Annotated in this window: 25 protein-coding genes and 1 riboswitch; of the genes, 17 read left to right on the forward strand and 8 right to left on the reverse strand. The window is 45.9% G+C overall.

The window, feature by feature from the left end; translation table 11 throughout:
• Window position 1 precedes the first annotated feature (1 nt).
• The 14 genes from cobK to ACPF7I_RS03190 all read left to right on the forward strand — a co-directional run bounded on the left by cobK (window position 2) and on the right by ACPF7I_RS03190 (window position 12164).
• The gene (gene cobK / locus ACPF7I_RS03125; protein WP_430744880.1) at window positions 2–823 is read left to right on the forward strand and encodes a precorrin-6A reductase; all 822 of its coding nucleotides are present in this window, start codon (window positions 2–4) and stop codon (window positions 821–823) included.
• The gene (locus ACPF7I_RS03130) at window positions 786–1424 is read left to right on the forward strand and encodes a precorrin-8X methylmutase (RefSeq protein WP_430744879.1); all 639 of its coding nucleotides are present in this window, start codon (window positions 786–788) and stop codon (window positions 1422–1424) included. Before cobK ends, ACPF7I_RS03130 begins: the two co-directional genes overlap by 38 nt.
• A complete protein-coding gene (locus ACPF7I_RS03135; protein WP_430744878.1) occupies window positions 1421–2533 on the forward strand; it encodes a cobalt-precorrin-5B (C(1))-methyltransferase in 1113 nt (370 codons plus the stop codon). The genes ACPF7I_RS03130 and ACPF7I_RS03135 overlap by 4 nt, the downstream gene beginning before the upstream one ends.
• Window positions 2499–3704, forward strand: coding sequence for a precorrin-6y C5,15-methyltransferase (decarboxylating) subunit CbiE (gene cbiE, locus ACPF7I_RS03140; RefSeq protein ID WP_430744876.1), 1206 nt, complete (start codon window positions 2499–2501; stop codon window positions 3702–3704). The genes ACPF7I_RS03135 and cbiE overlap by 35 nt, the downstream gene beginning before the upstream one ends.
• Window positions 3701–4402 carry a precorrin-2 C(20)-methyltransferase gene (gene cobI / locus ACPF7I_RS03145; RefSeq protein ID WP_430744875.1) on the forward strand — a complete coding sequence of 234 codons (702 nt, stop codon included), beginning with the start codon at window positions 3701–3703 and terminating at the stop codon, window positions 4400–4402. Before cbiE ends, cobI begins: the two co-directional genes overlap by 4 nt.
• Window positions 4399–5166 carry a precorrin-4 C(11)-methyltransferase gene (gene cobM / locus ACPF7I_RS03150; protein ID WP_430744874.1) on the forward strand — a complete coding sequence of 256 codons (768 nt, stop codon included), beginning with the start codon at window positions 4399–4401 and terminating at the stop codon, window positions 5164–5166. The genes cobI and cobM overlap by 4 nt, the downstream gene beginning before the upstream one ends.
• A gap of 2 nt (window positions 5167–5168) precedes the next feature.
• Entirely contained in the window at window positions 5169–6248 is a 1080-nt protein-coding gene (locus tag ACPF7I_RS03155) for a cobalt-precorrin 5A hydrolase (protein WP_430744873.1), read from the forward strand.
• Complete coding sequence (locus ACPF7I_RS03160; RefSeq protein WP_430744872.1) at window positions 6245–7603, forward strand: cobyrinate a,c-diamide synthase; 1359 nt, start codon at window positions 6245–6247, stop codon at window positions 7601–7603. Before ACPF7I_RS03155 ends, ACPF7I_RS03160 begins: the two co-directional genes overlap by 4 nt.
• On the forward strand, window positions 7596–9110 hold the full coding sequence (locus ACPF7I_RS03165; RefSeq protein WP_430744870.1) for a cobyric acid synthase: 1515 nt from the start codon (window positions 7596–7598) through the stop codon (window positions 9108–9110). Before ACPF7I_RS03160 ends, ACPF7I_RS03165 begins: the two co-directional genes overlap by 8 nt.
• A complete protein-coding gene (gene cobT, locus ACPF7I_RS03170) occupies window positions 9100–10125 on the forward strand; it encodes a nicotinate-nucleotide--dimethylbenzimidazole phosphoribosyltransferase (protein ID WP_430745987.1) in 1026 nt (341 codons plus the stop codon). Before ACPF7I_RS03165 ends, cobT begins: the two co-directional genes overlap by 11 nt.
• A complete protein-coding gene (gene cobA, locus ACPF7I_RS03175) occupies window positions 10118–10867 on the forward strand; it encodes a uroporphyrinogen-III C-methyltransferase (RefSeq protein WP_430745986.1) in 750 nt (249 codons plus the stop codon). Before cobT ends, cobA begins: the two co-directional genes overlap by 8 nt.
• Window positions 10861–11382: a cob(I)yrinic acid a,c-diamide adenosyltransferase gene (gene cobO, locus ACPF7I_RS03180; protein ID WP_430744868.1), complete on the forward strand. Its 522-nt coding sequence runs from the start codon at window positions 10861–10863 to the stop codon at window positions 11380–11382. Before cobA ends, cobO begins: the two co-directional genes overlap by 7 nt.
• A 75-nt stretch (window positions 11383–11457) precedes the next feature.
• The gene (locus ACPF7I_RS03185) at window positions 11458–11757 is read left to right on the forward strand and encodes an AbrB/MazE/SpoVT family DNA-binding domain-containing protein (RefSeq protein ID WP_219985568.1); all 300 of its coding nucleotides are present in this window, start codon (window positions 11458–11460) and stop codon (window positions 11755–11757) included.
• Window positions 11745–12164 carry a PIN domain-containing protein gene (locus ACPF7I_RS03190; RefSeq protein WP_219985567.1) on the forward strand — a complete coding sequence of 140 codons (420 nt, stop codon included), beginning with the start codon at window positions 11745–11747 and terminating at the stop codon, window positions 12162–12164. The genes ACPF7I_RS03185 and ACPF7I_RS03190 overlap by 13 nt, the downstream gene beginning before the upstream one ends.
• Window positions 12165–12188: 24 nt before the next feature.
• Here ACPF7I_RS03190 and metH read toward each other — a convergent pair whose 3' ends face one another.
• The 3 genes from metH to ACPF7I_RS03205 all read right to left on the reverse strand — a co-directional run bounded on the left by metH (window position 12189) and on the right by ACPF7I_RS03205 (window position 18173).
• Window positions 12189–15578, reverse strand: coding sequence for a methionine synthase (gene metH / locus ACPF7I_RS03195; protein ID WP_430744866.1), 3390 nt, complete (start codon window positions 15576–15578; stop codon window positions 12189–12191).
• Entirely contained in the window at window positions 15571–17418 is a 1848-nt protein-coding gene (locus ACPF7I_RS03200) for a bifunctional homocysteine S-methyltransferase/methylenetetrahydrofolate reductase (RefSeq protein ID WP_430744864.1), read from the reverse strand. Before ACPF7I_RS03200 ends, metH begins: the two co-directional genes overlap by 8 nt.
• A gap of 67 nt (window positions 17419–17485) precedes the next feature.
• Window positions 17486–17588: riboswitch (SAM riboswitch) on the reverse strand.
• A 93-nt stretch (window positions 17589–17681) separates the two neighbouring features.
• The gene (locus ACPF7I_RS03205) at window positions 17682–18173 is read right to left on the reverse strand and encodes a YajQ family cyclic di-GMP-binding protein (protein WP_003395448.1); all 492 of its coding nucleotides are present in this window, start codon (window positions 18171–18173) and stop codon (window positions 17682–17684) included.
• A gap of 164 nt (window positions 18174–18337) precedes the next feature.
• Here ACPF7I_RS03205 and ACPF7I_RS03210 point away from each other — a divergent pair, with 164 nt between their 5' ends.
• The gene (locus ACPF7I_RS03210) at window positions 18338–19303 is read left to right on the forward strand and encodes a BMP family lipoprotein (protein WP_430744863.1); all 966 of its coding nucleotides are present in this window, start codon (window positions 18338–18340) and stop codon (window positions 19301–19303) included.
• A 9-nt stretch (window positions 19304–19312) separates the two neighbouring features.
• The gene (locus tag ACPF7I_RS03215; RefSeq protein ID WP_430744862.1) at window positions 19313–20968 is read left to right on the forward strand and encodes a methyl-accepting chemotaxis protein; all 1656 of its coding nucleotides are present in this window, start codon (window positions 19313–19315) and stop codon (window positions 20966–20968) included.
• Window positions 20969–21000: 32 nt separating this feature from the next.
• On the opposite strand, the gene ACPF7I_RS03220 is transcribed toward ACPF7I_RS03215, so the two are convergent.
• Together ACPF7I_RS03220 and ACPF7I_RS03225 are read right to left on the reverse strand one after the other, a co-directional pair.
• On the reverse strand, window positions 21001–21126 hold the full coding sequence (locus ACPF7I_RS03220) for a DUF3941 domain-containing protein (RefSeq protein WP_003395443.1): 126 nt from the start codon (window positions 21124–21126) through the stop codon (window positions 21001–21003).
• Window positions 21127–21157: 31 nt separating this feature from the next.
• The gene (locus ACPF7I_RS03225; protein WP_219985562.1) at window positions 21158–22021 is read right to left on the reverse strand and encodes a DegV family protein; all 864 of its coding nucleotides are present in this window, start codon (window positions 22019–22021) and stop codon (window positions 21158–21160) included.
• A gap of 87 nt (window positions 22022–22108) precedes the next feature.
• Between ACPF7I_RS03225 and ACPF7I_RS03230 the strand changes: the two genes are divergently transcribed.
• The gene (locus tag ACPF7I_RS03230) at window positions 22109–22942 is read left to right on the forward strand and encodes a YitT family protein (RefSeq protein ID WP_430744861.1); all 834 of its coding nucleotides are present in this window, start codon (window positions 22109–22111) and stop codon (window positions 22940–22942) included.
• A gap of 23 nt (window positions 22943–22965) precedes the next feature.
• Here ACPF7I_RS03230 and ACPF7I_RS03235 read toward each other — a convergent pair whose 3' ends face one another.
• The 3 genes from ACPF7I_RS03235 to ACPF7I_RS03245 form a co-directional block, all read right to left on the reverse strand.
• On the reverse strand, window positions 22966–23139 hold the full coding sequence (locus ACPF7I_RS03235) for a DUF3813 domain-containing protein (protein WP_430744860.1): 174 nt from the start codon (window positions 23137–23139) through the stop codon (window positions 22966–22968).
• A 1-nt stretch (window position 23140) separates the two neighbouring features.
• On the reverse strand, window positions 23141–23293 hold the full coding sequence (locus tag ACPF7I_RS03240; RefSeq protein ID WP_219985559.1) for a hypothetical protein: 153 nt from the start codon (window positions 23291–23293) through the stop codon (window positions 23141–23143).
• 89 nt (window positions 23294–23382) lie between these two features.
• A complete protein-coding gene (locus tag ACPF7I_RS03245; protein ID WP_430744858.1) occupies window positions 23383–24189 on the reverse strand; it encodes a Cof-type HAD-IIB family hydrolase in 807 nt (268 codons plus the stop codon).
• Window positions 24190–24296: the final 107 nt, after the last annotated feature.

Here is a 24296-nt window from a genome sequence, read left to right on the forward strand (position 1 = left end):
CATGATTATGATGTTATCAGGCACAAGTGATGCGAGACAGTTAGCGCTAGCTATTCGCGATGCGGGATATGACATATTTGCGACCGTCGTTACCGAACATGCGGCGGAGCAAATGGCTCATGTTGGAATTTATGCACACGTCGGACGATTAACAGCATCGGAAATGATTGCGCTCATGAACGAACATAAAGTTCAGGCAATCGTGGATGCGAGCCATCCGTTTGCAGAAGAAGCGTCGCGTCAAGCGATGAAAGCAGCAGAAGAAGCAAATGTCCCGTACCTTCGTTACGAACGAAAAGAAAGCGTCATTACGTACGAGCGCGTCACATTTGTTGATAGCTATGAAGCAGCAGCGGAGTACGCAGCAAATAAAAAAGGCGTTGTGATGCTGACGACTGGTAGTAAAACGTTACACATTTTTGCAGAGAAGTTGCTTTCGCTTCCCGATGTTCGTCTCATTGCTCGCATGTTACCGCGGAAAGACAACATGGAAAAGTGCGAACAATTAGGCTTTCCACAAGAAAATATTATTGCGATGCAAGGTCCGTTTACGAAACAGTTAGATGTTGCACTGATGAAACACTTCGGAGTGACGCTTCTTGTGACGAAAGAAAGCGGACGGGTTGGTTTCGTCGACGAAAAAATTGCTGCGGCGCAAGAGCTTGGTATCGAAACGGTTGTTATTCGTCGCCCAAAACTTGCTTATCCAAATGTGTACAATGAGTTTTCCGACATCATTCGCGCACTTGAGCGCGAGATAAAAGATAAAAAAAGGAGGAAAGTAAATGTTTCGTCCAATGACTGTGCAACCGGAACAAATTGAGCAAAAAAGCTTTCAAATCATTGATGAAGAAATAGGGGAGCATACATTCACTGCTGAGCAGTATGCCGTTGTTCAACGCGTCATTCATGCGAGTGCCGATTTTGAATTAGGGAAAAGTCTTTTATTTCACCCGAGAGCAATTGAAGCGGGAGTTGCTGCCATTCGTGCGGGGAAAAAGATCGTGGCTGACGTCCAGATGGTACAAGTAGGGATCAATAAAGGGCGTATTGAAAAATACGGTGGAAGTATCCACGTGTATATTTCTGATGAAGATGTGATGAAAGAAGCAAAACGGTTACATACAACGCGTGCAATTGTAGCGATGCGGAAAGCAGTAAAGGAGGCAGACGGAGGCATTTTTGCGATTGGAAACGCTCCAACGGCGTTGCTTGAGTTAATTCGGTTAGTAAAAGAAGGAGAAGCGCGCCCCGCTTTAATTGTCGGCTTACCAGTCGGCTTTGTTTCGGCGGCGGAATCGAAAGAGGAATTAGCGAAACTTGACGTGCCCTTTATTACGAACGTTGGAAGAAAAGGAGGGAGCACAGTTACTGTCGCCGCATTGAACGCCTTGTCTATTTTGGCGGAGCGAAAATCAGTATGAAGAAGGAAAATTTGCGTGAAGGGTATACGACTGGAGCGTGTGCAACGGCTGCCACCAAAGCGGCGTTGCTTGCGCTCATTACAGGCATGAAGCAAACGGAAGCAACGATCATGCTCCCGATCGGTCGCGAGGTCACGTTTCCAGTCACTGCTTGTGAAGTACATCCACATGCAGCAAGCGCCACAGTCATAAAAGATGGTGGGGACGATCCTGACGTCACGCACGGTGCTTCGATCGTTGCAACAGTCAGCTGGACAGAAGAGGGCATCCATATTGACGGAGGAGAAGGGGTCGGAAGGGTAACAAAGCCCGGCCTTCCTGTTCCGATTGGGGAGGCAGCGATCAATCCTGTTCCTCGTCAAATGATGACGGACGTTGCTCGGCAATTGCTTACAAAATACGGTGTGACACGCGGCGTGAGCATCGTCATTTCCGTTCCGAACGGAGAAGAAATGGCGAAAAAAACGTTAAACGGACGGCTCGGAATTATAGGTGGAATTTCTATTTTAGGAACGCGTGGCATCGTCGTCCCGTTTTCTACGTCCGCTTATCGAGCAAGTATTGTACGTGCGCTTGAAGTCGCTGTCGCTTGCGGCTGTGACCACGTTGTCGTGACGACAGGGGGGCGAAGTGAGCATTACGCGATGAAACAATATAGCTACTTACCACAAGAGGCGTTTATTGAGATGGGCGATTTTGTCGGTTTTACGTTGAAGCAATGCAAGCGGCTTGGCATAAAAAAAGTATCGCTCGTTGGCATGATGGGCAAATTTTCAAAAGTGGCGCAAGGGGTCATGATGGTACATTCGAAAAGTGCCCCTGTCGATTTTCATTTTTTAGCTCGTATTGCTGAACAATGCGGTGCTCCAACGCATATCATTGAAGCTGTTAAACAGGCGAATACAGCGTCACAAGTCGGCGATATGATGTACGAAGCAGGATATATGTCGTTTTTCGATTTGTTATGTGACTATTGTTGCCAACATGCGTTACGCGAAGTAGGTGGAGGAATGACGGTTGAAACGACAATGTATACGTTGAAAGGACAGTTGCTAGGAAAGGCGGTACGAAGCGATGGAACAGATGAAATTAATCGGAATTGGTGCTGATGGAAAAGCGTCGCTTCCATCATTATATAGACAATGGATTGACGAAAGCGAACGGCTCGTTGGTGGGGAACGGCAACTATCTTTTTTTCCTGATTATCGTGGAGAGACAATTGTCATTCGCAACAACTTATCATCGCTCGTTTCCACGTTAATGAACGAGCCGAAAAAAACAGTTATTTTAGCTTCAGGAGATCCGTTGTTTTATGGCATCGGCAGCTATTTAGCGAAAAAAATGCCGATTGCTGTGTATCCATCCGTTAGCTCGTTGCAATGGGCGTTCGCAAAAATGGGGGAAAGTTGGCACGATGCGTACGTCGTTAGTTTACACGGGCGCACGATGAAAGGGCTAGCACAGCGGATCGATGGAAAAGAAAAGGTAGCCATTTTAACAGATGAAACGAACGATCCGCCTACCATTGCCTCGTATTTGCTGGCTTACGGGATGACTGAATATGAAGCGTTTGTCGGGGAACATCTTGGGGGCGAAAACGAGCGCTGTCGCTTTTTTACGTTGGAAGAGATGAAGGAGGCTTCGTTTGCTCCATTAAATATTGTCGTTTTGCGCAGAAAAACAGATGGGACGAAGTGGATGTTTGGGATCGACGATGCTGAGTTTTTTCAGCGCAAGCCAGAAAAAGGGCTAATTACGAAAAAAGAAGTGCGCGTACTAAGTATACAAGCTCTCCGTCTTCATGAAAGAAGCGTTGTATGGGACATTGGGACGTGCACGGGGTCGGTAGCGATTGAAGCGGCAAAAATGGCTCGAGAAGGGGCGGTTTTTGCGATTGAAAAAAATGCTTCAGATATAGAAATATGTCAGAAAAATATGAAAAAGTTCCGCGCAGACTTTACACTTGTGCACGGGCGGGCGCCTGAAGGATTAGCGCAATTTCCTGACCCAGATGCGATTTTCATCGGGGGAACGTCAGGAAGTTTACGCGACATTATCGACGTATGTTGTACGCGATTAAAAAAAGGTGGGCGCATCGTTATCAATGCCGTCACAATCGAAACGTTATATGAAGCGACAGAGGCATTGCGAACGCATAATTACGCTGTCGATATTTTGCTTGCTCAATTTTCACGAAGCAAACCTATTTTACAATTGACACGTTTTGATTCATTAAATCCGATATACATTATTTCAGCACGAAAGGATGAAAGCGAATGATCGGTACGTTATATGGCATTGGCGTCGGTCCGGGAGACCCGGAACTGCTGACAGTGAAAGCTTTTCGCCGTCTAAAAGAAGCGCATGTCATCGCCTATCCAAAAAAAGCGAACGGGAGTAAAAGTTACGCCCAACACATTGTTGAAGCGTATTTTTCCAAAAAAGAAAAACAGATGATTGGTCTCGTGTTTCCGATGACGAAAGATGAACGTGTGTTGCGAGAAAAGTGGAGTGAAACAGTGGAAACGGTGTGGGCTTACTTACGTGAAGGAAAACATGTCGCATTTGTAACGGAAGGCGACCCGCTCTTATATAGCACATGTATTCATTTTATGCGCACGATGCGAACATATCATCCAAACGTGCCGATCGAAATCATCCCAGGCATTTCATCAATGAATGGGGCAGCGGCTCGCTTGCAGTTGCCGCTAGCTGATGGCGATGAGACAATCGCCATCGTTCCAGCTCGAGATGATTACGACGCGATGAAAAAAGCGTTGCAAAATCACGATTGCGTCGTGTTTTTGAAGGTGGCGAAAGTGATGCCGCTCCTTCTCTCGCTTTTAAAAGAGATGAATTTAATCAATGAAGCGGCGGTTGTAACAAAAGTCACATCCCATGAAGAAGTGATATGGGACATTGAGCGATTGGAAAACGTGTCGTTGCCATATTTGACGTTAATGGTGGTGAGAAAGTGAAAATATACATCGTCGGAGCTGGACCTGGTTCGCCGGAACTCATCACCGTGAAAGGAATGAAATTGTTGCAGCAAGCGGACGCCATCTTTTACACCGATTCGCTTGTCAACGATGAGCTGCTTACATATGCAAAAGAAGGCGCTCGCATTTTTTGTACATCGGGCATGCATTTAAAGCAAATGGTTGCCATGATGTGCGAGGAAGTGAAAAAGGGACATATCGTCGTTCGTCTTCACACTGGTGATCCATCCATTTATGGGGCGACGATGGAACAAATCGTACTTTTGAAGAAGGAAGGAATTGACGTTGACATCGTGCCGGGGGTTAGTTCTGTATTTGCTGCCGCCGCTGCGGCACAAGTAGAATTGACCGTACCGAATTTAACGCAAACGGTCATTTTAACGCGAGCAGAAGGAAGAACCCCAGTTCCTGAAAAAGAACAGCTCGCTTCGTTGGCGCAACATCATTGTACAATCGCTCTTTTTTTAAGTGCGACGTTAACGAAAAAAGTGACAGCTGCATTTCTTGAAGCAGGATGGAGTGAGCATACGCCTGTTGTCGTTGTGTATAAAGCGACATGGCCGGATGAAAAAGTCGTTCGTTCTACCGTTGGCGCGCTCCATGAAGATATGCAGCGCCACGGCATCCGGAAACATGCCCTTATTTTAGCAGGCTGGGCGCTTTCTGATCGACTTGATGAGTCGTATCGCTCGAAACTGTATGACGAGACATTTACACACGGCTATCGCAAAGGGAGGGAGTAACGATGTATGCGGTTGTAGCCATTACGAAGCATGGGGTAGAAATAGCGAGAAAACTGCACGAAAAACTTCCTGATGCGGACATTTATTATACGGATAAGTTTGCCAAAGGTGACGAAGAGCAGAAAGGGATTCGTTTATTTTCAGGAAACGTTCGTGTTCATTTGGCAACATGGTTTGCGACGTATCGCGGACTCATTCTCATCATTTCGCTCGGTGCCGTCGTGCGCATGATTGCTCCGCTGTTAAAAGATAAAAAAACAGATCCTGCCGTTGTCGTGATTGATGATAAAGCGGAGCATGTCATTAGTGTGTTGTCCGGCCATTTAGGTGGGGCAAACGAATTAACGCGCCAAGTAGCGGCATTGCTGCATGCCCGTCCAGTCATTACAACCGCATCTGATGTGCAACAAACGATTGCGGTTGATTTATTTGGTCGCTCGTTCGGATGGGAATGGGAAAATGAAAACAAATTGACGCCTGTGAGTGCTGCGGTTGTCAATGAGCAACATGTCGCGATTGTACAAGAATCAGGCGAGCGCAATTGGTGGACGTATGATGCACCGCTGCCAGCGAACATTCGGTCATATGCTTCGATTGCTGAGGCGCTTGAAGCGAAGCCGGATGCGGCGCTTATTGTTACGCATCGCTTGCTTGAAAAAGAGGAAGAAGCGATTTTACAAAACGGGGTGTTATATCGTCCGAAAGTGATTGTTATTGGCATCGGGTGCAATCGTGGAACAAGCGCAAGAGAAATTGAACAAGTCATTTGCGATACGTTGCAACAACTTCGTTTTTCGCTAAAAAGCGTGAAAGCGTTATGTACGATTGATTTGAAAAAAGATGAAGAAGGTTTATTAGCCGTCGCAAACAAATATGGGTGGCCGCTTATTTTTTATACGCCCGAACAATTAAACGACGTTCCGATCGATGAACCGTCGGAAACGGTGTTTCGTTACACGGGGGCATATGGGGTAAGCGAACCGGCCGCTAAGCGATATAGCGGACAACAACAGCTCGTTTTAACAAAGAAAAAAAGCGGAAACGTCACGATTTCCGTTGCGCTATGGGAGGGAGGGCGATGAGGCGAATTGTCGTGGCTGGCACGGGGAGCGGAGTTGGAAAAACGACGGTGACGCTCGGTTTAATGAGCGCGTTCAAACAGCGGGGATATGTTGTTCAAGGTTTTAAATGTGGGCCGGATTACATTGATCCGACGTATCATACGGCGGTGACGGGAAGGCGCTCCCGCAATTTAGATAGTTGGATGGGAAATGAACAAATTGTACGCGATGTGTGCAAGCGGGGAAGCGAAGGGGCACATCTTTCCATTATCGAAGGGGTCATGGGGCTATTTGATGGAAAGCGTGCGACGACAAATGAAGGATCGACCGCAGAAATTAGTATGATGACGGAAAGCCCGGTGTTGTTAGTTGTCGACTGTTCAGGGATGGCGCGAAGTGCAGCGGCTGTCGTGCGCGGGTTTCAATCGTTTCATGAGCGCGTTCGCATCGTTGGGGTGATCGCGAATCGTGTCGGAAGTGAAGGGCATTTTCGGCTCGTTAAAGAGGCGATTGAACAACAATGCCGTATTCCTGTCGTCGGTTATTTACAAAAAGAGAACGACTTGACGATCCCAGAGCGTCATTTAGGGCTCGTTCCTTCTGTCGAGCGGGGAGAACTTCAGCCGTTTTTTGATGAACTTGGCAAGCGAATGTCCGAAACGGTTGATTTAGATGCCATATGGGATTTAGCGGAGGCGAATGAGCTGACAAGCGCACCATTTTTTCAGCCGAAGCAAACGTACGATGTGCGCATTGCTGTGGCGAAAGACGCTGCATTTCATTTTTATTACGAAGAAAATTTAGAGATGCTTCAGGCGTATGGGGCGACGCTCGTTTATTTTTCGCCACTTGCAGGTGAACGTGTTCCACATGACGCTCACGGTTTATATATTGGAGGAGGATTTCCAGAGGAATTTGCATCGGAATTGGCGCGCCATGAGGAAGTAAAACGGTCAGTTGCTGAAGCAATTTATCGTGGTTTACCTACCCTTGCAGAATGCGGAGGATTTATGTATTTAACGGAAGGGATTGCGACTACAGATGGACAATATTACGAGATGGTCGGTGTCATCCCAGGATACGTACGCATGCAGCAAATGCTCGCTGCGCTCGGATATCGCGAAGTGACGGGACGAAAGGGGAACTTTTTGCTTGAATATGACAAAGCAAAAGGGCATGAATTTCATTACTCGACGTTTGTCCCACGCGAAGAAGAAAAGTTTGCATATGAAGTGAAAGGGTTGCGAGGATGTAAATTAGATGGCTATATGGATAAACGTCTTATTGCCGGCTACGTTCATTTTTATTTTCCATCCAATCCTTTGCTTGTTGAGCGATGGCTGAACGCATGTAGCGAGGTGAAGGGAGATGCGTAAGGCGCTTCCGATTATGTTTCAAGGAACGCATTCGGATGCCGGAAAGAGCGTCATCGCGACCGCTTTTTGCCGCATCTTTGCGCGCAACGGTTGGAAGACGGCGCCGTTTAAATCGCAAAATATGTCGCTTAATTCGTACGTGACGATTGACGGAAAAGAAATTGGACGTGCACAAGGAGTTCAAGCGGAAGCGGCAGGCGTGTTGGCGACGACGCATATGAACCCGATTTTAATTAAGCCGAGCCGCGACCAAGAAGCGCAAATTGTCGTGCACGGCAAACCGTACGAAAATATGAAAGCGAGCACGTACCGAACCGAGTTTTTTCATACGGGACTGAACATTATTCAACAGTCGCTTGATGTATTGATGAAACAATACGATCGCATTGTCATTGAAGGAGCAGGAAGTCCTGCAGAAGTGAATTTAAATGATCGCGAGCTTGTGAATATGCGCATCGCCCGCATGGCAAATGCCCCTGTCGTGCTAATTGGCGATATTGAACGCGGAGGGGTGTTTGCGAGTTTAGTTGGTACGTTGCAACTATTGGAGGAAGAAGATCGGAAACGCGTCATCGGGGTGATCATTAATAAATTTCGCGGCGATCTTTCGCTTCTTCAGCCCGGTTTGCATTGGTTTGAGCAATATACAGGCGTGCCGGTGCTTGGCGTTGTCCCGTATATGCATATGCGCATCGATGCCGAAGACTCGGTCGTGCTTTCCCGTTATGCGACGAAAAAAGATGAGACGAAGGTAATTGATATCGCAGTTATTCAATATCCACGCCTGTCGAACTTTACAGATATCGATCCATTTTTTTCTGAATCAGATTGTTCCGTGCGGCTCGTGAACGATCATGCTATGTTAGGTGAGCCTGATATACTCGTTTTGCCTGGAAGTAAAAATACGATCGAAGACGTTTGTTTTTTAAAAGAAACGGGTCTATTTTCTGCTATCCGCCGCTTATACGAACGAACGGATGTAACGATCATCGGCATTTGTGGGGGGTATCAAATGCTTGGCGAGCGCATCAAAGACCCTTGTCATGTCGAAACACCGCTTGATGAGATCGACGGATTAAGTTTATTGCCGATGGAGACGACGCTTGCTCGCGAAAAAACGACAGTGTTATGTGAAGGGATATTAACGTTTAAAGGCGAAACGTTCCACGTAAAAGGTTATGAAATTCATATGGGACGTTCAAATGTGAAACGAGGTGAACCGCTCATTTTTATGGGTGGGAAAACAGATGGATGCAAAACGAAAGATGAACGTGTCATCGGAACGTATATGCATGACTTATTTCATAACGATGCGTTTCGTCATTATTTGTTAAATGATGTACGGCGAAAAAAGCATGATTCATCACCTATCGAGCGACCGCTTTATCGGCAATTGCGAAACGAAGCGTTTGACGAACTAGCAGATTGCGTCGAAAAACATGCCGATGTGAGAACGATTGAACGAAAAATGATTGAATTTCAAAGGGGGAGCAATGATGCTTTATGAACAAATCGGAGAAGAAGTGCGCCAATATATCGATCAATTAACAAAGCCGCGCGGTAGTCTCGGAAAACTGGAGGAACTCACCATCGAGATTGCGAAGATGACTGGGGAGCGGTTTCCACGTGTGACACCGCCGGGCGTGCTCGTATTTGCAGCCGACCACGGCGTCGCGAAAGAAGGGGTGTCTGCATATCCACAAGAAGTAACGGCGCAGATGGTGCTCAATTTTGTGCGTGGTGGGGCGGCAATTAACGTATTTAGCAAACAAATTGGTGCTACGTTTGCAGTTGTCGATGTTGGCGTTGCGGTTGATATACATGAAGAAAACGTCATCAATGAAAAAGTGGCGTATGGAACGAACAATTTTGCTTATAAACAAGCGATGGCAAAAGAAGAAGCAGAGCAAGCCGTACAAGCAGGATACCGCCAAGCGAATGCCATGATCGATCGCGGCATTCGCTGTCTCATCGTTGGAGAGATGGGAATCGGCAATACGACAACGGCAAGTGCATTGTTAGCAGCGATGAGCGGGCGAAGCGTCGCTGAGCTTGTCGGCAGAGGGACAGGCATTCATGATGAGATGTTCAAGCATAAACAAAGAGTTATCGAACGAGCACTTATGCTTCATCAACCAAATCCATCTGATCCAATGGATTTATTGACAAAAATCGGAGGGTTTGAAATTGCGGCGATGGCAGGGGCGATGATGGCGGCAGCAGAGCGATGCGTTCCGATTTTGCTTGACGGTTTTATTTGTACGGTTGCCGCGTTGATTGCTGAACGACTGGACGAGCGTGTCGTTCATTATATGATTGCGGGGCATCGGTCGCAAGAGCCAGGGCATCGCATCGCTCTTGAGCTGTTGAATAAAGAGCCGCTTCTTGATTTGCGTATGCGCCTCGGTGAAGGAAGCGGAGCCGCGGTAGCGTTTCCGCTCGTCCATATGGCGGTGTCGATGTTGCACATGGCGACATTTTCATCTGCTAACGTATCAACAGGGAGCGATCATGATGCATAAAGGAAAAGTATATATTGTTGGAGCAGGTCCGGGAGATGCGAAGCTCATTACCGTATATGGACGCGAATGTATCGAAAAGGCGGATGTCGTTATTTACGATCGTCTTGTAAGTTCACAGCTGTTGACTTACGCGAAAGAAGGAACAGAGCTTTTATATTGCGGCAAAGAGCCGAGAAAGCATGGAAACATTCAACAACAAATTCATGATTGGCTTGTGGAACATGCGTTGCAAGGAAAGACGGTCGTTCGATTAAAAGGTGGCGATCCGTTTATGTTCGGTCGCGGCGGGGAAGAGGCGGAACATCTACGGGCACACGGCATTCCGTATGAAATTGTCCCCGGGGTGACAGCTGGTGTGGCTGCGCCAGCATACGCTGGCATTCCTGTGACGCATCGCAATTACGCTGGCGGGGTGACGTTTATCGCTGGACATCAAAGCGGAGAGCGCGATCGCATTCGCTGGGATGCATTAAGTCAAGCGACAGATACGATCGTATTTTATATGGGGATGGCAAATATCGCTTACATTTCTGAACAACTGCAACGTCATGGGAAAGATGGACAGACGCCTGTGGCAGTCATCGAATGGGCAACGACGACAAGGCAACGAACGGTTGTTGGTACGTTGCAAACGATCGTCCATCTCGTGCAGGAGAACAACTTTTCTTCCCCGGCCATCATTGTCGTTGGCGATGTTGTACAATTACATGACAAGTTAAAGTGGGTGGAAGAAATATGGTGATCGTCTACACAGGGGATGGAAAAGGAAAAACAACTGCAGCGGTCGGCCTTGCCGTTCGCGCAGCGGGGCATGGAAAAAAAGTGGTCGTCATTCAATTCATTAAGTCGCCGCACCGTCCATATGGCGAGGCGAAAATATTGCAGCAGCTCGGCATTGACGTGCATCAAACAGGGGTTGGCTTCACATGGACGAAAACGCCAGAAGAACATCGCCAAGCTCTACAAAAAGGGTGGGCGCTTGCGCAACAACATGTGTTATCTGGTTTATACGATGTTGTCATTTTAGACGAATTAAATGTTGCGTTAGCGATTACGTCGTTTCCGATCGATGATGTGTTGCCGCTTCAAGATGTTGTGTATACGTTGGCAAATAAGCCAGCGCATACGCATGTCGTTGTGACAGGAAGAGGGGCAAAAGAAGAAATCATTCAACTTGCTGATTTAGTGACGGAAATGAAAGAAGTGAAACATTATTATGGAAAGGGCGTTCATGCGATCAAAGGGATTGATTTGTAGATGATTCGTTATTTCATCTTTACCCTCGAATAATGTAAAGATAAAATAAAAGTAAAGAATATTTGGGGGGATACGATGGAAAATAACACATATGTTTATGCGTCGACGCTTTCTTCGAAACATCAAGTGACGATTCCGACGAAGGTGAGAGAATGGCTTGGAGCAGAACCGGGCGATCAAGTTGTGTTTGTTTATGGCGAAAATCAAGAAGTAACGTTGAAAGTAAGAAAGAAAGATTCGTTGCTATCGCTATTTGGAAGCATGCCACCAAAGCGAGAACAAGGAGAGATGAATTGGGAGGACATTCGAAAAGAAGCTAAAGAACAATGGCTCGCTAGCAAGCAGAAGAAAGAAGATGAACGATGTACATTTTAGATGCAAATGTAATTGTTCGCTTTTTAACTAACGATGATAAAATCCAATCACCAATTGCTTATCGATTATTCGAAAAGGCGGTAAACGGAGAACTGTCGTTTGTACTACATCCGTTAGTGATTGCAGAATGTTGTTGGGTTCTTGAGTCAAAACGTTACGGTTATCGGAAAGAAGAAATAGCTGAACGCTTAACACAGCTTGTTGAGGCCCCATGTATAAAAACGATCGATAAAGAAGTTGTGCTGCAAGCGATAGCGAGTTATGGAAAGTATCGGGTTGACTTTGCGGATGCTTATCTTAGTTCACTTATGAAACATTCTCCTACCGTACAAGCGGTCGTCACATGGAATGAAAGAGATTTTAAAAAGCTAGCATGTGAATATTATTTGCCCGATCGTATTGTGTGAAAAAGCTGATCAAAGTCAGCTTTTTCACAACACGTTAAAATATCTCGCTTCCGGATGGGCGAAGACGATGGCGGATACGGATGCTTCCGGCTCCATCATATATCCTTCTGTTAAATGAATGCCAATGTCCTCCGGTCGTAAAAGGCGGAATAGCTTTTCTTGGTCTTCGAGATTCGGACAAGCAGGGTAGCCGAACGAGAAACGTTGTCCTTGATATTTCGCCGCAAACCGTTCTTCCATTGTAAAATCAGGCGAATCAGGAAAGCCCCAACGGTCGCGCATAATTTGATGAACGCGTTCCGCTAATCCTTCCGCTAGTTCAAGTGCTAACGCTTGAATGGCGTGGCTTTTTAAAAATTGTCCTTCTTGTTTAAAGCGTTGGGCGAGATCGCGCACACCTGCCCCGGCCGTCACAGCAAATAGCCCGACGTAGTCGACTTGTTCGTCAGAAAGGTAATCCGCTAAACATAAATATGGCGCTTTCGTTTGTCTCGGAAACGTAAACGTTTCAATGACCGTTTGTTGATCATGTGGGTCATAAATAATGACCGTATCACCGTCGCTTCTGGCTGGGAAAAATTGATATACCGCTTTCGGCGAAAGCGACTTTGTTTGTTTTGCTTGAGCGAGCAGTTCATCGATTAACGCTTTTAACATGATCGCCTTTTCGTTTCCTTCCAATAGCAACTTTTTCACGTTTCCTTTTAAACCGAGATGGTGTCCGAGAAGCATTTGCCAATTGACGTACGGTTCAATATGTGCAAGCGGAATGTCTTTTAATATATGTCGCTCGGTATCGATCGGAACGTAAATCGGTGCCCGCTTCACATTTGATTTTGTCATGACAGCGACCGCGCTTTGCCGTTCGATTGTTTGTTTCGTTTTTTCTTTTTTCTCATAAGAAATGTCTTGTTGGACGATGCGGTTGGCAAGCGTCAATCCTTCCATCGCATCCTTGGCGTATAAAACGATGCCATCATATTCGGGTGCGATTTTTGTATCGGTAAACTTGCGCGATAAAGCGGCGCCGCCGACTAAAATCGGCAACGAAATGCCAGCTTGTTTTAAGTCTTGTGCGGTAAGTACCATTTGTTGTGCAGATTTCACGAGCAACCCAGATAATCCGATCATACTCGGCTTCTCGCGTCGCACCGCTTCAATAAGCTGTTGCGGTGTCACTTTAATGCCTAAATCGACGACATGAAAGCCGTTGTTGCTTAAAATGATGTCGACTAAATTTTTGCCGATGTCGTGCACATCGCCTTTGACTGTTGCCAGCAACACTTTTCCTTTGACGCTCGTTTCGTTTTTCTCCATGTACGGCTCTAAAAAAGCGACCGCCGCCTTCATCACTTCCGCGCTTTGCAACACTTCTGCAACGATGAGCTGGTTATCGTTAAATAGACGACCGACTTCATCCATTCCGTTCATGAGCGGCCCGTTAATAATGTCGAGCGGGCTGTACGTTTGTAAGGCGAGCGTTAAGTCTTCCATGAGCCCGTCTTTCGTTCCTTCAATAACGTATGTCGCAAGCCGCTCTTCTAGCGTCATATTTGTATTTGTTTGCTTCGGCTGCTTCGTTTTATCGCGATAAAATTGAATAAATGCGTTTAACGTTTCGTCGTTTGTGTTAAATAACAACGCCTCCGCTAAGCGCACTTCTTCTTCTGGAATAGAAGCGAACCGCTCTAATTTTTCCGTATTCACGATCGCATAATCGAGTCCTGCTTGCGTGCAATAGTATAAAAAGACGGAGTTTAACACTTCGCGTCCGACGGGCGGCAAGCCGAACGAAACGTTACTAATGCCGAGCATCGTTAAACAGTTAGGCAAATGTTGTTTAATGAGGCGAATGCCCTCGATCGTTTCTTTTGCTGCGCCAATGTATTGCTCATCCCCCGTACCGATCGGAAATACGAGCGGATCGAAAATAATGTCGTGCGGCGAAAGATGATATTTGTTGACGAGCAAATCGTACGAGCGAAGGGCGATGTCAAGCTTTCGTTTTGCATCAATCGCCATTCCTTGTTCGTCAATTGTGCCGACAACAACAGCCGCCCCATATTGATGGAGAAGGGGAACAATTTTTTCGAATCGTTCTTCGCCATCTTCTAGGTTAATGGAGTTAATGATTGCTTTTCCTTGTGAGTACGATAAAGCGCAGGCGATGACGTCTTCGTCTGTCGAGTCGATGACGAGCGGCACTTTCACTTTTTTCACAACTTGTTGGATGAACTGTTCCATATCTTTCTTTTCGTCGCGATCTGGGTCGGCTAAACAAATGTCGATGACGTGTGCCCCGTTTTTCACTTGAGCGCGGGCAATTTCTGCCGCTTCTTCATATTTTCCTTCCGCAATGAGCCGCTTAAATTTGCGCGAACCGATGACGTTTGTTCGCTCGCCGACGAAAAGCGGGCGCATCGTTTCATCGTAAACGAGCGCATCAATGCCAGAGACGGCATGCATCGGAAACTGTTTCGGAATGACGCGCGGTGGAATGTCGCGAACGGCTTCAGCGATGGCGCGAATATGTTCAGGTGTCGTACCGCAACAGCCGCCGACAATGTTTAACCATCCTTTTTCGGCAAATTGGCGAATTTTTTTCGCGAGCATGTTTGGCGTTTCGTGATAACATCCTTCTTCGTCAGGAAGCCCGGCGTTTGGATAACAGCTGACGGCTGTATTGGCGAGGGAGGCGAGCGAGCGCAAATGATCGGTCATAAATTCTGGACCGGTTGCACAGTTTAAGCCGACGGCAAATGGTTTCATATGTTGAATCGAAATAAAAAACGATTCGATCGTCTGCCCGGCAAGCGTTGTGCCCATCGGTTCAATCGTTCCTGAAATCATGAGTGGCACTTGTTTTCCGACCGTTTTAAACGCTTCCGTTATACCAAGAAAAGCGGCTTTGACGTTTAACGTATCTTGGCACGTTTCTAATAAAAGAAGATCGACGCCGCCAAGTAATAGTCCGCGCGCTTGTTGTTCGTATGCGGCGACAAGTTCAGAAAACGTCGTTCCGCCTGTGACAGATAACGTTTTCGTCGTCGGTCCCATCGAGCCAGCAACGAAGCGTGGCCAATCGCTCGTTGAATATTGCTCCGCGATTCGCTTAGCGAGCTTTGCCGCTTCGATATTTAACTCAAGGGCGATATGTCCGAGATTGTATTCATCTAATACGATGCTCGTTGCGCCAAACGTATTCGTTTCGACGATGTCCGCACCCGCTTCAAAATAAGCTTCATGAATGTGGGCAATGACTTCTGGAGCGGTGATCGTCAAATATTCATTGCATCCTTCGTACGCTTCACCGCCAAAGTCATCCGCTGTTAAGTTGGCCGCTTGAATCATCGTTCCCATTGCGCCGTCAATAATTAAAATTTTCTTTTCGAGCTGTTCGAGTAAACTAGCCATGGTAAACCGTCCTTTCTTTTTTGAGCCGCTCTTTTTCGTGCGTGTAGCGAACGAGTTCGACCGTCATATCGTAGCGTAAAAACGGTGTAATGAAATATATGCCTTGGAATAAATCGAACGCCGCATCGATGAGCGCTTTTGCAATCGCTAACCCTTCTTTTGTCGATTGGACAGGGTCGTTTGCGCAAGCAGCCATGCGCGCACGAATGTGATCGGAAAGGGTAATGCCCGGCACTTCATGGTGCAAAAAGTCGGCGTTGCGTGCGCTTGTAAGCGGCATAATGCCGATGTAAATTGGCGTCGATAAATGTTTTGTCGCCTCGTATACGTCTTCAATTTGTTTTTCGCTATATAGCGGCTGCGTTAAAAAATAGTGCGCTCCGCATTCAATTTTTTTCTCTAGCCGTTTCACCGCTTTATCTAAATGGCGTACGTTCGGATTAAAGGCCGCAGCGATGGAAAAGTTCGTTTTTTGTCCGAGCGGTTTTCCAGAATACGAAAGCCCTTCGTTAAATTGACGAATTAACGAAATTAAGTCAAACGATGATAAATCGTAGACGGACGTCGCTCCCGGAAAATCGCCTACTTTAGACGGATCGCCTGTTAAAGCGAGCACATCGGTCATGCCGAGCGTATGAAGGCCCATTAAGTGCGACTGTAAGCCGATTAAATTGCGGTCGCGGCATGTGATGTGAATAAGCGGCCGCATGCCGAGCTGTTGTTTCACGATCGTTCCGACAGCGACGTTGCTAATGCGCGGTGTTGCTAGCGAGTTGTCGGCGAGCGTTAAGGCATCAATGTTCGCTTCTTTCAGCGCTTTTGCGCCTTCCAAAAATGTCGTCAAGCCGAGCTTTTTTGGCGGATCGAGCTCGACGATGATCGACCGGCGCGTGCGAGCGATGTCGGCTAAGGAAGGTTCTTTCGCCCGTTCCGTTTCTTGCACGACGACTGTATGCCGTTGTTTTACTTTCTTTTCATATACAGGCGTGCGATCGGACAGGGCGCGGGCGATGGCAGAAATATGTTTCGGCGTCGTTCCACAACATCCGCCGATGAGTCGAATCCCTTGATCGCGAAAGGCGCGCGCTGTTTCTTCAAAATATTGTTCGCTCGTTTCATAAACGAACCGTCCGTCGCGATATTGCGGCAAGCTTGCGTTTGGGTACACCGATAAAAAGGCGCGTGTTGGAATCGGCACTTCTTCAAGCGAGCGCAACATATGATACGGGCCAAGATGGCAGTTTAATCCAACGACATCGGCGCCAAGTTGCTCTAATTGATGAAGTGCCTCAGCAAGCGGGATCCCATGTTGCAAGACGCCAATGTCATGCAACGTGACGTGGGCGATGAGTGGCAACGTCGTTTCTTTACGAGCGATGGAAAGAACGGTTTGCAGTTCTTCAAAATCGTAATACGTCTCAAGCAGGAGCCCATCAACGCCTTCGTTTAACAACACGTACAGCTGCTCGCGAAATGTTCGTTTCACCTCTCCAAGAGAAATCGTGCTTTTATTTGTGCTGCGCAGTCCCCCGATTGTACCGAGCACGTAGGCGCGTCCTTTCGCTGCTTGCTTAGCGAGCCGAACGGCTGCTTCGTTTATTTGTTTGACGTCATCTTGCAAGCCGTAGCGAGCGAGCTTGACATAGTTCGCTCCGTACGTATTCGTCTGGATGACTTCAGCCCCTGCATCGATATATGCTTCGTGAATATGGACGATTTCCTCAGGCTTTGTCACATTTAATTCTTCAAAACAACGATCGATGCCGTGCGCATATAATAACGTTCCCATCGCTCCATCGGCGATGACGATGCGTTCTTTTAAATCGTCTAGCAATCCCACGTCCATTCCTCCGTTTCTTTTTCAAATAAAAAAGCCTTCTCCATAAGAAGAAGACGTTGCACGCTCCTTCTTATCTTCCAAGCGAATCGCTTGTCTGGACTTAGCACCTTGACGATCGTCAGGTTGCTGAAGGTTCATCGGGCCAGTCCCTCCCCTTCTCTCGATAAGATGATGTGTATGAAGTTACTCATAAATGTAACTGATTTTTTAGAAATATTCAACTATTTTATTTGAGAAAAGAAAAAAGAAGGCGCATAGCCTTCTTAACGGTAGTTGACGAATTGGACGTCGATCGGTAAGTCTGCTTCGCGAATGGCGGCGATGACTTTTTGTAAATCGTCTTTACTTTTGCCGCTGACGCGAATTTGGTCTTCTTGAATTTGACTTTTCACTTTTAAACCTGTATTTTTAATGATTGTGTTAATTTTTTTCGCGTTGTCTTTGTCGATGCCTTGGACGAGTTTCGCGCGTTGGCGTACCGTTCCGCCTGAAGCAGGTTCTACTTTTCCGTATTGAATGTTTTTCGTTGGTACACCTCGTTTAATAAGCTTTCCGATAAGCACATCTTTCAGTTGTTCTAGTTTGAACTCGTCGTCGGAAATAAGAATAAGCTCGTCTTTTTCAAGCGAAATGTCGCTTTTGCTCCCTTTAAAGTCGTAGCGATTTTGAATTTCTTTTAGCGCGATGTTGACGGCGTTCGTCACTTCCGACAAATCGACTTTTGATACGATATCAAATGAACTTTCTTTTGACATATGGATCACCTCAAACAAATATTGTGCTTCCATTATAGTCGATTGTTGACATATGAACAACTTTACAAAATCTTTATATATAAAAAGTAAACAAAATGTCGATTGTTGTCGATATAATAAACGAAGTGGGATTTGAATGAAAGATAAGGAGATGAGGAAATTTTATGAAAAAAATAATTTCACTCATGATGGCATTCGTGTTATTGCTTGCCGCTGGGTGTTCACAAACGAGTTCATTTCAACCGAAAGAACGTGTCAAAATCGGTATTATGTTGTCAGATGTCGGACTAGGGGATCAATCGTTTAGCGATTCAGCGTTTACAGGGCTTATGAAAGCGCGCGATGAGCTTGGTATTTTTTTTGATTATCGTGAGTTAAAAGAAACCGAGACGTATGAAAAAGGATTAACGGAGCTTGTTGAAGAAGGAAACGATCTCGTCATCGGATTAGGATTTATGGTGCAGCAAGATTTAGAAAAAGTCGCGAAAAAATATCCGAAACAGCAATTTATATTAATTGATGCGGTATCCGACCTGCCAAACATTACATCGATTACGTTTAAAGAAGATGAAGGAAGCTTTTTGGCAGGTGTCGTTGCTGGTATGTTGACGAAAACGAACAATGTCGGTTTTGTCGGAGGGGCAGATGTTCCCCTTATTCGCAAATTTGCAAACGGCTTTACCAAGGGGGTAAAAGCAGTTAGACCGGAAGCGAATGTGCAAGAAGTGTATGCAGGCAACTTCGGCGATGATAAACTTGGCGCGCAAATTGCGAAACAAATGATTGCCGATGGGGCAGATGTGCTGTATGCTGCCGCCGGATTTACAGGTGTTGGCGTATTGCGCGAAGCAGAGATGAACGGAAAATATGCGATTGGTGTCGATAGCGACCAATATTTTTATGCGGAAAAAGCAGTCGTCACATCGATGTTAAAAAATGTCGACGTCGCGTTATATACGGTCATTAAACAATATGTCGAAAAGAAAGACGTGCCAAAAGGAACGGTTGAACTAGGGTTAAAAGAAAACGGCGTCGATTTAGCGCCGATTCGCGTCGTGGCGTTTAGTCCAGAACAACAGGAAACGCTAGAAAAATGGAAAGAACAAGCGACAAACGGCATCGCAAAATAAAGGAGGAATATGATGACGATTAAACAACGATTGTTATTTCACTCATTAGCAATGCCAATTATTGCGGGTGCCATTATCGTATTTATTATTATGAATATGCTTTCGATTCAATCGTCGAATCAAGATTTTGTGCCGCTCATGATGAAAGCACAACATTTGCAGGCGGAATTGAAGGCGACGAAGCAAAGTTTAAGCAACTATGCTTACAGTCCGACAGAAGGAAATAAGCAAGAAGTGATCGTTCATTTGGAAGAATCGGAAAAGTTGCTAGGCGCATTAAATAAAGGATTGACTGAGCCGTATGTTCGTTCTTCACTCGAACAAGCAAATAACAAATTTACTGCGCTAGCAAACGAATCAAAAGCGGCGCTTGATGCGCACGATGTGGCGGAAATTCGCCGCCAGTCGATGCGTGCCGAAGGGGTATTAAACGATGTGTATGTCGTAAATACGTATGTAAACGAGTATTACGAACATATGCAAAAACAATTGCAAAGCCAAATCCAACAAGTCATTACGATTTCGCTTATTGCGATCGCGATTGTGCTATTGTTTGCTGGGTTTAGCGGGGTGCGTTTAACACAAAAAATGTCGACGCCGTTGCGAAAAATTGCTGAAAACGCAAAACAAATTGCGAACGGCAATTTGCGCATTGAGCCTGTAAAGTATAATGGAAAAGACGAGCTGGCCGATTTAAATGAAGCTTTTACAACGATGGCAAATCAGTTGAACGGATTGCTTCAGTCGGTCGATACGGCAAGCAAGCAAGTCGAGATGTTTGCGAAAGAAATTGATGAAGAAACGAAGACGTTAACAGAAATTAATAACCAAGTGGCTGTATCAACGAACGAATTGTCGGCAGGGGCACAAAGTATTTCGGAAGACTTGCAAAGCGCGGTGCAGCTCATTGAGCGAATGGAACAAACGGTGCAACAAAATGTCGCACGCACCGAACAAACAGCTCGTTATAGCGATGAGGCGGTGGAAGCGATCACGCATGGCCAAGCTGCGCTAGCTGAACAAAAAGCGTTTATTGATGAAAACGCAAAAGCGACCGCTTCGATTGAACAATCAACTGCACAGTTTGCGACGTATGCAAGCAAAATTGAAGATATGGCTAAAGCGGTTGCTGATATTGCCACGCAGACGAACTTGCTTGCGTTAAATGCGGCGATTGAAGCGGCGCGCGCAGGAGAAGCAGGGAAAGGATTTGCCGTCGTTGCGGAAGAAGTGCGCAAGCTTGCAGAAGAATCATCGAAAGCGACAAGCCAAATTTTTGAAATGGTACAACTCATTCAATCTGGTTTAACGAATGTGACAGAAGCGGTTCGTCGTGGGGTCGACATTGCCGAAGCGCAGGCGAAAGCGATTGAAACGACGACGGAGGCGTTTGCACAAATTGAAAATAAAGTTCATCATATTACGACAGATATTCAAACGCTTGTCGTCGGCATGAACGAATCAAAAGAACTTGGCAAAAACGTTTTACAAAACGTTGAAAGCATTAGCGCGGTCGTTGAGCAATCCGCAGCAGGTAGCGAACAAATTGCTGCGTCAATGGTCGAGCAGTTAGAGGCGTTCAAAAAAATGGGGGAAAAAGTGACGACATTGCGCCAACTGACAGACGACTTACAACAAATGATGGCGAAGTTTCAAATGAAGTAAAAAAGATGCTCCGCGCGAGCATCTTTTTTTGTTTACAAATGATTCGTTTCTTTTGAGTAGGCGCGCTTGCCAGCTTGGCGGTTTTTTTCGCGCTCCATATTTTTTTCATGTCGTTTGGCGTTATTGTCTTTTGCTTTTTTATCGTTGTCGCTTGTCATCGCTTCGTCACCCCTTTATCGGGTAGTGTAATCAATGCTCAAGCTGTTTATTCAAGAAAAAGAGGGCGATCGTTCCCGGTCCGGCATGCGCTCCGATGGCGCCGCCGATGTCAGAAATGAAAAACTGTTTGCAACCGAACGTTTCTTCAATCATCGCTTTTAATTCGAGCGCCGTTTGTTCATCATCGCCGTGGCTAATGCCGATCAGTTGGTTTTGAACGTCCGCTCCGCGCTCTTGCATTAACTCGACCATTCGTTTCAACACTTTTTTCCGTCCACGCACTTTTTCAATCGGGATTAATTTTCCATCCTCGACGTGAAGAAGTGGTTTAATGTTTAATACTCCGCCGACAAACGCTGCCGTTTTGCTGACGCGCCCGCCGCGCGCCAAATATTGCAAGTCATCGACAGTAAAAATATGTTCCATATGACGGCAATACGTCTCAATCGTCGCTACGACGTCTTCGTACGCCGTGCCGCTTTCAGCGAGCTCAACTGCTTTTTTGACGACAAGCCCTAGCCCGAGCGATGCGCATTTCGAGTCGATGACGGTTAGTTTCGCGTCCGGATATTGTTCAAGCACTTCGTTTCGAATCATGACCGCCGTTTGATATGTGCCTGACAAGGCGGAAGAGAAGGCGATATAAATGGCAGGTACGCGCTCTTTCGCTAGCGTCGTAAATAGCTCTTCCATTTGTGAAGGTTTCGCTTGCGATGTTTTCGGTACATCGCCTGCGCGCATCGCATCGTACACTTGTTTTGGTCGGATGGTCAGTTGATCATCGTAGTCGTTGTCGTTTATATGAACAGCTAACGGCAAAAAAGCAATTTGTTTTTCTTGTATAAAAGAAAGTGGCAAATCGCACCCGCTATCCGCTATAATTTTAATATTCATTTCAATCACCCCTATGTATGTACTTATTTTAAGTGTAGCGATTATTATGAAAAAAAACAATCTTATCGCTTTGTAGGAGGATGTGTTGTGGACGTAAAAAAATTATTTGTCGTCATTATCGGGGGCTTATTAAACGCGATCGGCATGAATTTATTTTTAATTCCAGCCAACGTATATACGAGCGGATTCGCTGGGGCTGCCCAGCTCATTTCTAAAGTCGTTGGCGACTATACGCCGTATGCGATTTCGACAGGTTTATTGCTCTTTTTGTTTAACATTCCTGTCGCCATTTTAGGATGGAAAAAGGTCGGGAAATCGTTTACGTTTTATAGCTTTTTAAGCGTTGTGTTTATGTCGTTATTTCTTGAAATCATTCCCGTCCGTTCGCTTTCCGAAGACATTTTATTGAACGCCGTGTTCGGTGGGGTGATTGCGGCCGTCGGAACAGGCTGGACGTTGAAATGGGGGGCGTCAACCGGCGGACTAGACATTATCGCGCTCGTATTGTCGCGCGTCAATGATCGTTCGGTCGGGACGTATATTTTTGCGTTAAACTCCGTTATTATTTTAACAGCTGGATATATGTATGGGTGGGAAAAGGCGTTATATACGCTCGTGACGTTATATGTGACGACGCGCGTCATTGATGCGATTCATACGCGCCATCAAAAATTAACTGCGCTCATTATTACGACAAAAGGGGAAGAGATGAAGCAAGCAATTAAGTCGCAAATGATTCGCGGCATTACAGTTATTCCGGCGAAAGGGGCATTTTTAAACGAAGATAAAGATATGCTTATGATCGTCATTACGCGCTATGAGTTGTTCGATTTAAAGCGGATCATTAAAGAAGTCGATCCGAAAGCGTTCACGAACATTATGCAAACGACAGAAGTTGTCGGCTTTTTCCGAAAAGAGTAAAAGCTGCGCACGAGGCGCAGCTTTTACAATGTATCAAGTTCGTCTTGCAAGTCGTGCAGCTGTTTTCGTTCGGCATCGTTGGCGTTGGCAAAGGCGGACGAAAGTGTATTTTTCGCCACAGCGATGGCACGTTCAGTACGCTCTTCTTTTGCTTTAGCGACCGCTTTTTTCGCTTGTTGAAATAACGGATTGCCCATATTAAAATCCCCCAAGGTTTGCATGATCCGCTTTTTCTGCTTTGCGTTGTTCCGCTTCTTCATACGTCATATGATACGGAATGCGCTCATCATGTTTATAAACAGCGTCAGCACCTTGTTGAATAAACCGTTTCGATTTATTTCGTTTGCCCACACGACATTCCCCCTTGTTTGCTGCTTATGACGCATATGGCGTCGATGATAGTTTGTTCATGTTTGCTCGACAATACGTGAGGGAATTTTTTATAACTTTAATAACGATTGCAAATAAACGGCGATACCGTCTTCTTCATTCGTTTTTGTGACATCATCTGCGACTGCTTTGAGCTGCTCGATCGCATTGCCCATCGCTACGCCTAATCCAGCCCATTTTAACATCTCGATATCGTTATCTTCATCGCCAAAAGCAATCACTCGCTCGCGTGGAATGCCATAGAAAGAAGCAACTTTTTCAAGCCCAAACGCTTTATGGATGCCAGTGCGGACGATCTCAATGACGTGCCATGGGGCTGTCCAACTTCGATGGTCGATGACGTTCGCATGAACTTCCGATAAATATGTGCGAATGCGTGCAACGTTTTGTTCATCCGATAAAATTAAAATGCTCGTTGGGTCTTTCCTCAAAATATCGTGCAAATTTCCGACATACACGTTTGGATCTCCTAAATTAAATAAGTCAAGTAGCTGTTCGTCATGTTCGTGGAAATATACATCGTCCATCACTTCGGCCAAAATGTTGCGCACGTTATATTTTCGGCTGACGTCAATAATTTCTTTTACCGTTTCTAACTGAAGCGGCGTATGATACATCCCCCAGCGATCATCTTTTGGATGATGGACGAATGCCCCGTTAAAATTGACGATTGGCGTCGTTAATTGTAATTGTTCGTAATACATTTTGCTTGCGCGGTACGGACGTCCTGTCGCGATGACGACGATATGTCCGGCTTGTTTTGCTTTTTGAATCACATCGTATGTACGTTCGGAAATGGTTTTATTTTCTCTCAATAATGTACCGTCTAAATCAAGCGCAATTAAATGTTTGTCCATGATTTGTTCCCCTTTTCATTAAAATGTTCTACTCTTTTAGTGTATCGTTTTTCCAAAAAACTTGTCTATATGGTAATATAATGTTAAAAGATAACAAGGGAGATGAG

The sequence above is a fragment of the Anoxybacillus dikiliensis genome, from assembly GCF_050613275.1.
Taxonomy (GTDB): domain Bacteria; phylum Bacillota; class Bacilli; order Bacillales; family Anoxybacillaceae; genus Anoxybacillus.

Excerpts from the sequence above, each read along its gene's own strand:
- ACPF7I_RS03160 (WP_430744872.1), top strand. The coding sequence starts at position 6,245 with ATGAGGCGAATTGTCGTGGCTGGCACGGGGAGCGGAGTTGGAAAAACG.
- ACPF7I_RS03245 (WP_430744858.1), bottom strand. The coding sequence starts at position 24,189 with ATGGACAAACATTTAATTGCGCTTGATTTAGACGGTACATTATTGAGA.
- ACPF7I_RS03235 (WP_430744860.1), bottom strand. The coding sequence starts at position 23,139 with ATGGGCAATCCGTTATTTCAACAAGCGAAAAAAGCGGTCGCTAAAGCA.
- ACPF7I_RS03165 (WP_430744870.1), top strand. The coding sequence starts at position 7,596 with ATGCGTAAGGCGCTTCCGATTATGTTTCAAGGAACGCATTCGGATGCC.
- ACPF7I_RS03130 (WP_430744879.1), top strand. The coding sequence starts at position 786 with ATGTTTCGTCCAATGACTGTGCAACCGGAACAAATTGAGCAAAAAAGC.
- ACPF7I_RS03215 (WP_430744862.1), top strand. The coding sequence starts at position 19,313 with ATGATGACGATTAAACAACGATTGTTATTTCACTCATTAGCAATGCCA.
- ACPF7I_RS03220 (WP_003395443.1), bottom strand. The coding sequence starts at position 21,126 with ATGACAAGCGACAACGATAAAAAAGCAAAAGACAATAACGCCAAACGA.
- cobK (WP_430744880.1), top strand. The coding sequence starts at position 2 with ATGATTATGATGTTATCAGGCACAAGTGATGCGAGACAGTTAGCGCTA.
- cobA (WP_430745986.1), top strand. The coding sequence starts at position 10,118 with ATGCATAAAGGAAAAGTATATATTGTTGGAGCAGGTCCGGGAGATGCG.
- ACPF7I_RS03185 (WP_219985568.1), top strand. The coding sequence starts at position 11,458 with ATGGAAAATAACACATATGTTTATGCGTCGACGCTTTCTTCGAAACAT.
- cbiE (WP_430744876.1), top strand. The coding sequence starts at position 2,499 with ATGGAACAGATGAAATTAATCGGAATTGGTGCTGATGGAAAAGCGTCG.
- cobO (WP_430744868.1), top strand. The coding sequence starts at position 10,861 with ATGGTGATCGTCTACACAGGGGATGGAAAAGGAAAAACAACTGCAGCG.
- cobT (WP_430745987.1), top strand. The coding sequence starts at position 9,100 with ATGCTTTATGAACAAATCGGAGAAGAAGTGCGCCAATATATCGATCAA.
- ACPF7I_RS03135 (WP_430744878.1), top strand. The coding sequence starts at position 1,421 with ATGAAGAAGGAAAATTTGCGTGAAGGGTATACGACTGGAGCGTGTGCA.
- ACPF7I_RS03225 (WP_219985562.1), bottom strand. The coding sequence starts at position 22,021 with ATGAATATTAAAATTATAGCGGATAGCGGGTGCGATTTGCCACTTTCT.
- ACPF7I_RS03205 (WP_003395448.1), bottom strand. The coding sequence starts at position 18,173 with ATGTCAAAAGAAAGTTCATTTGATATCGTATCAAAAGTCGATTTGTCG.
- metH (WP_430744866.1), bottom strand. The coding sequence starts at position 15,578 with ATGGCTAGTTTACTCGAACAGCTCGAAAAGAAAATTTTAATTATTGAC.
- ACPF7I_RS03210 (WP_430744863.1), top strand. The coding sequence starts at position 18,338 with ATGAAAAAAATAATTTCACTCATGATGGCATTCGTGTTATTGCTTGCC.
- cobI (WP_430744875.1), top strand. The coding sequence starts at position 3,701 with ATGATCGGTACGTTATATGGCATTGGCGTCGGTCCGGGAGACCCGGAA.
- ACPF7I_RS03155 (WP_430744873.1), top strand. The coding sequence starts at position 5,169 with ATGTATGCGGTTGTAGCCATTACGAAGCATGGGGTAGAAATAGCGAGA.
- ACPF7I_RS03190 (WP_219985567.1), top strand. The coding sequence starts at position 11,745 with ATGTACATTTTAGATGCAAATGTAATTGTTCGCTTTTTAACTAACGAT.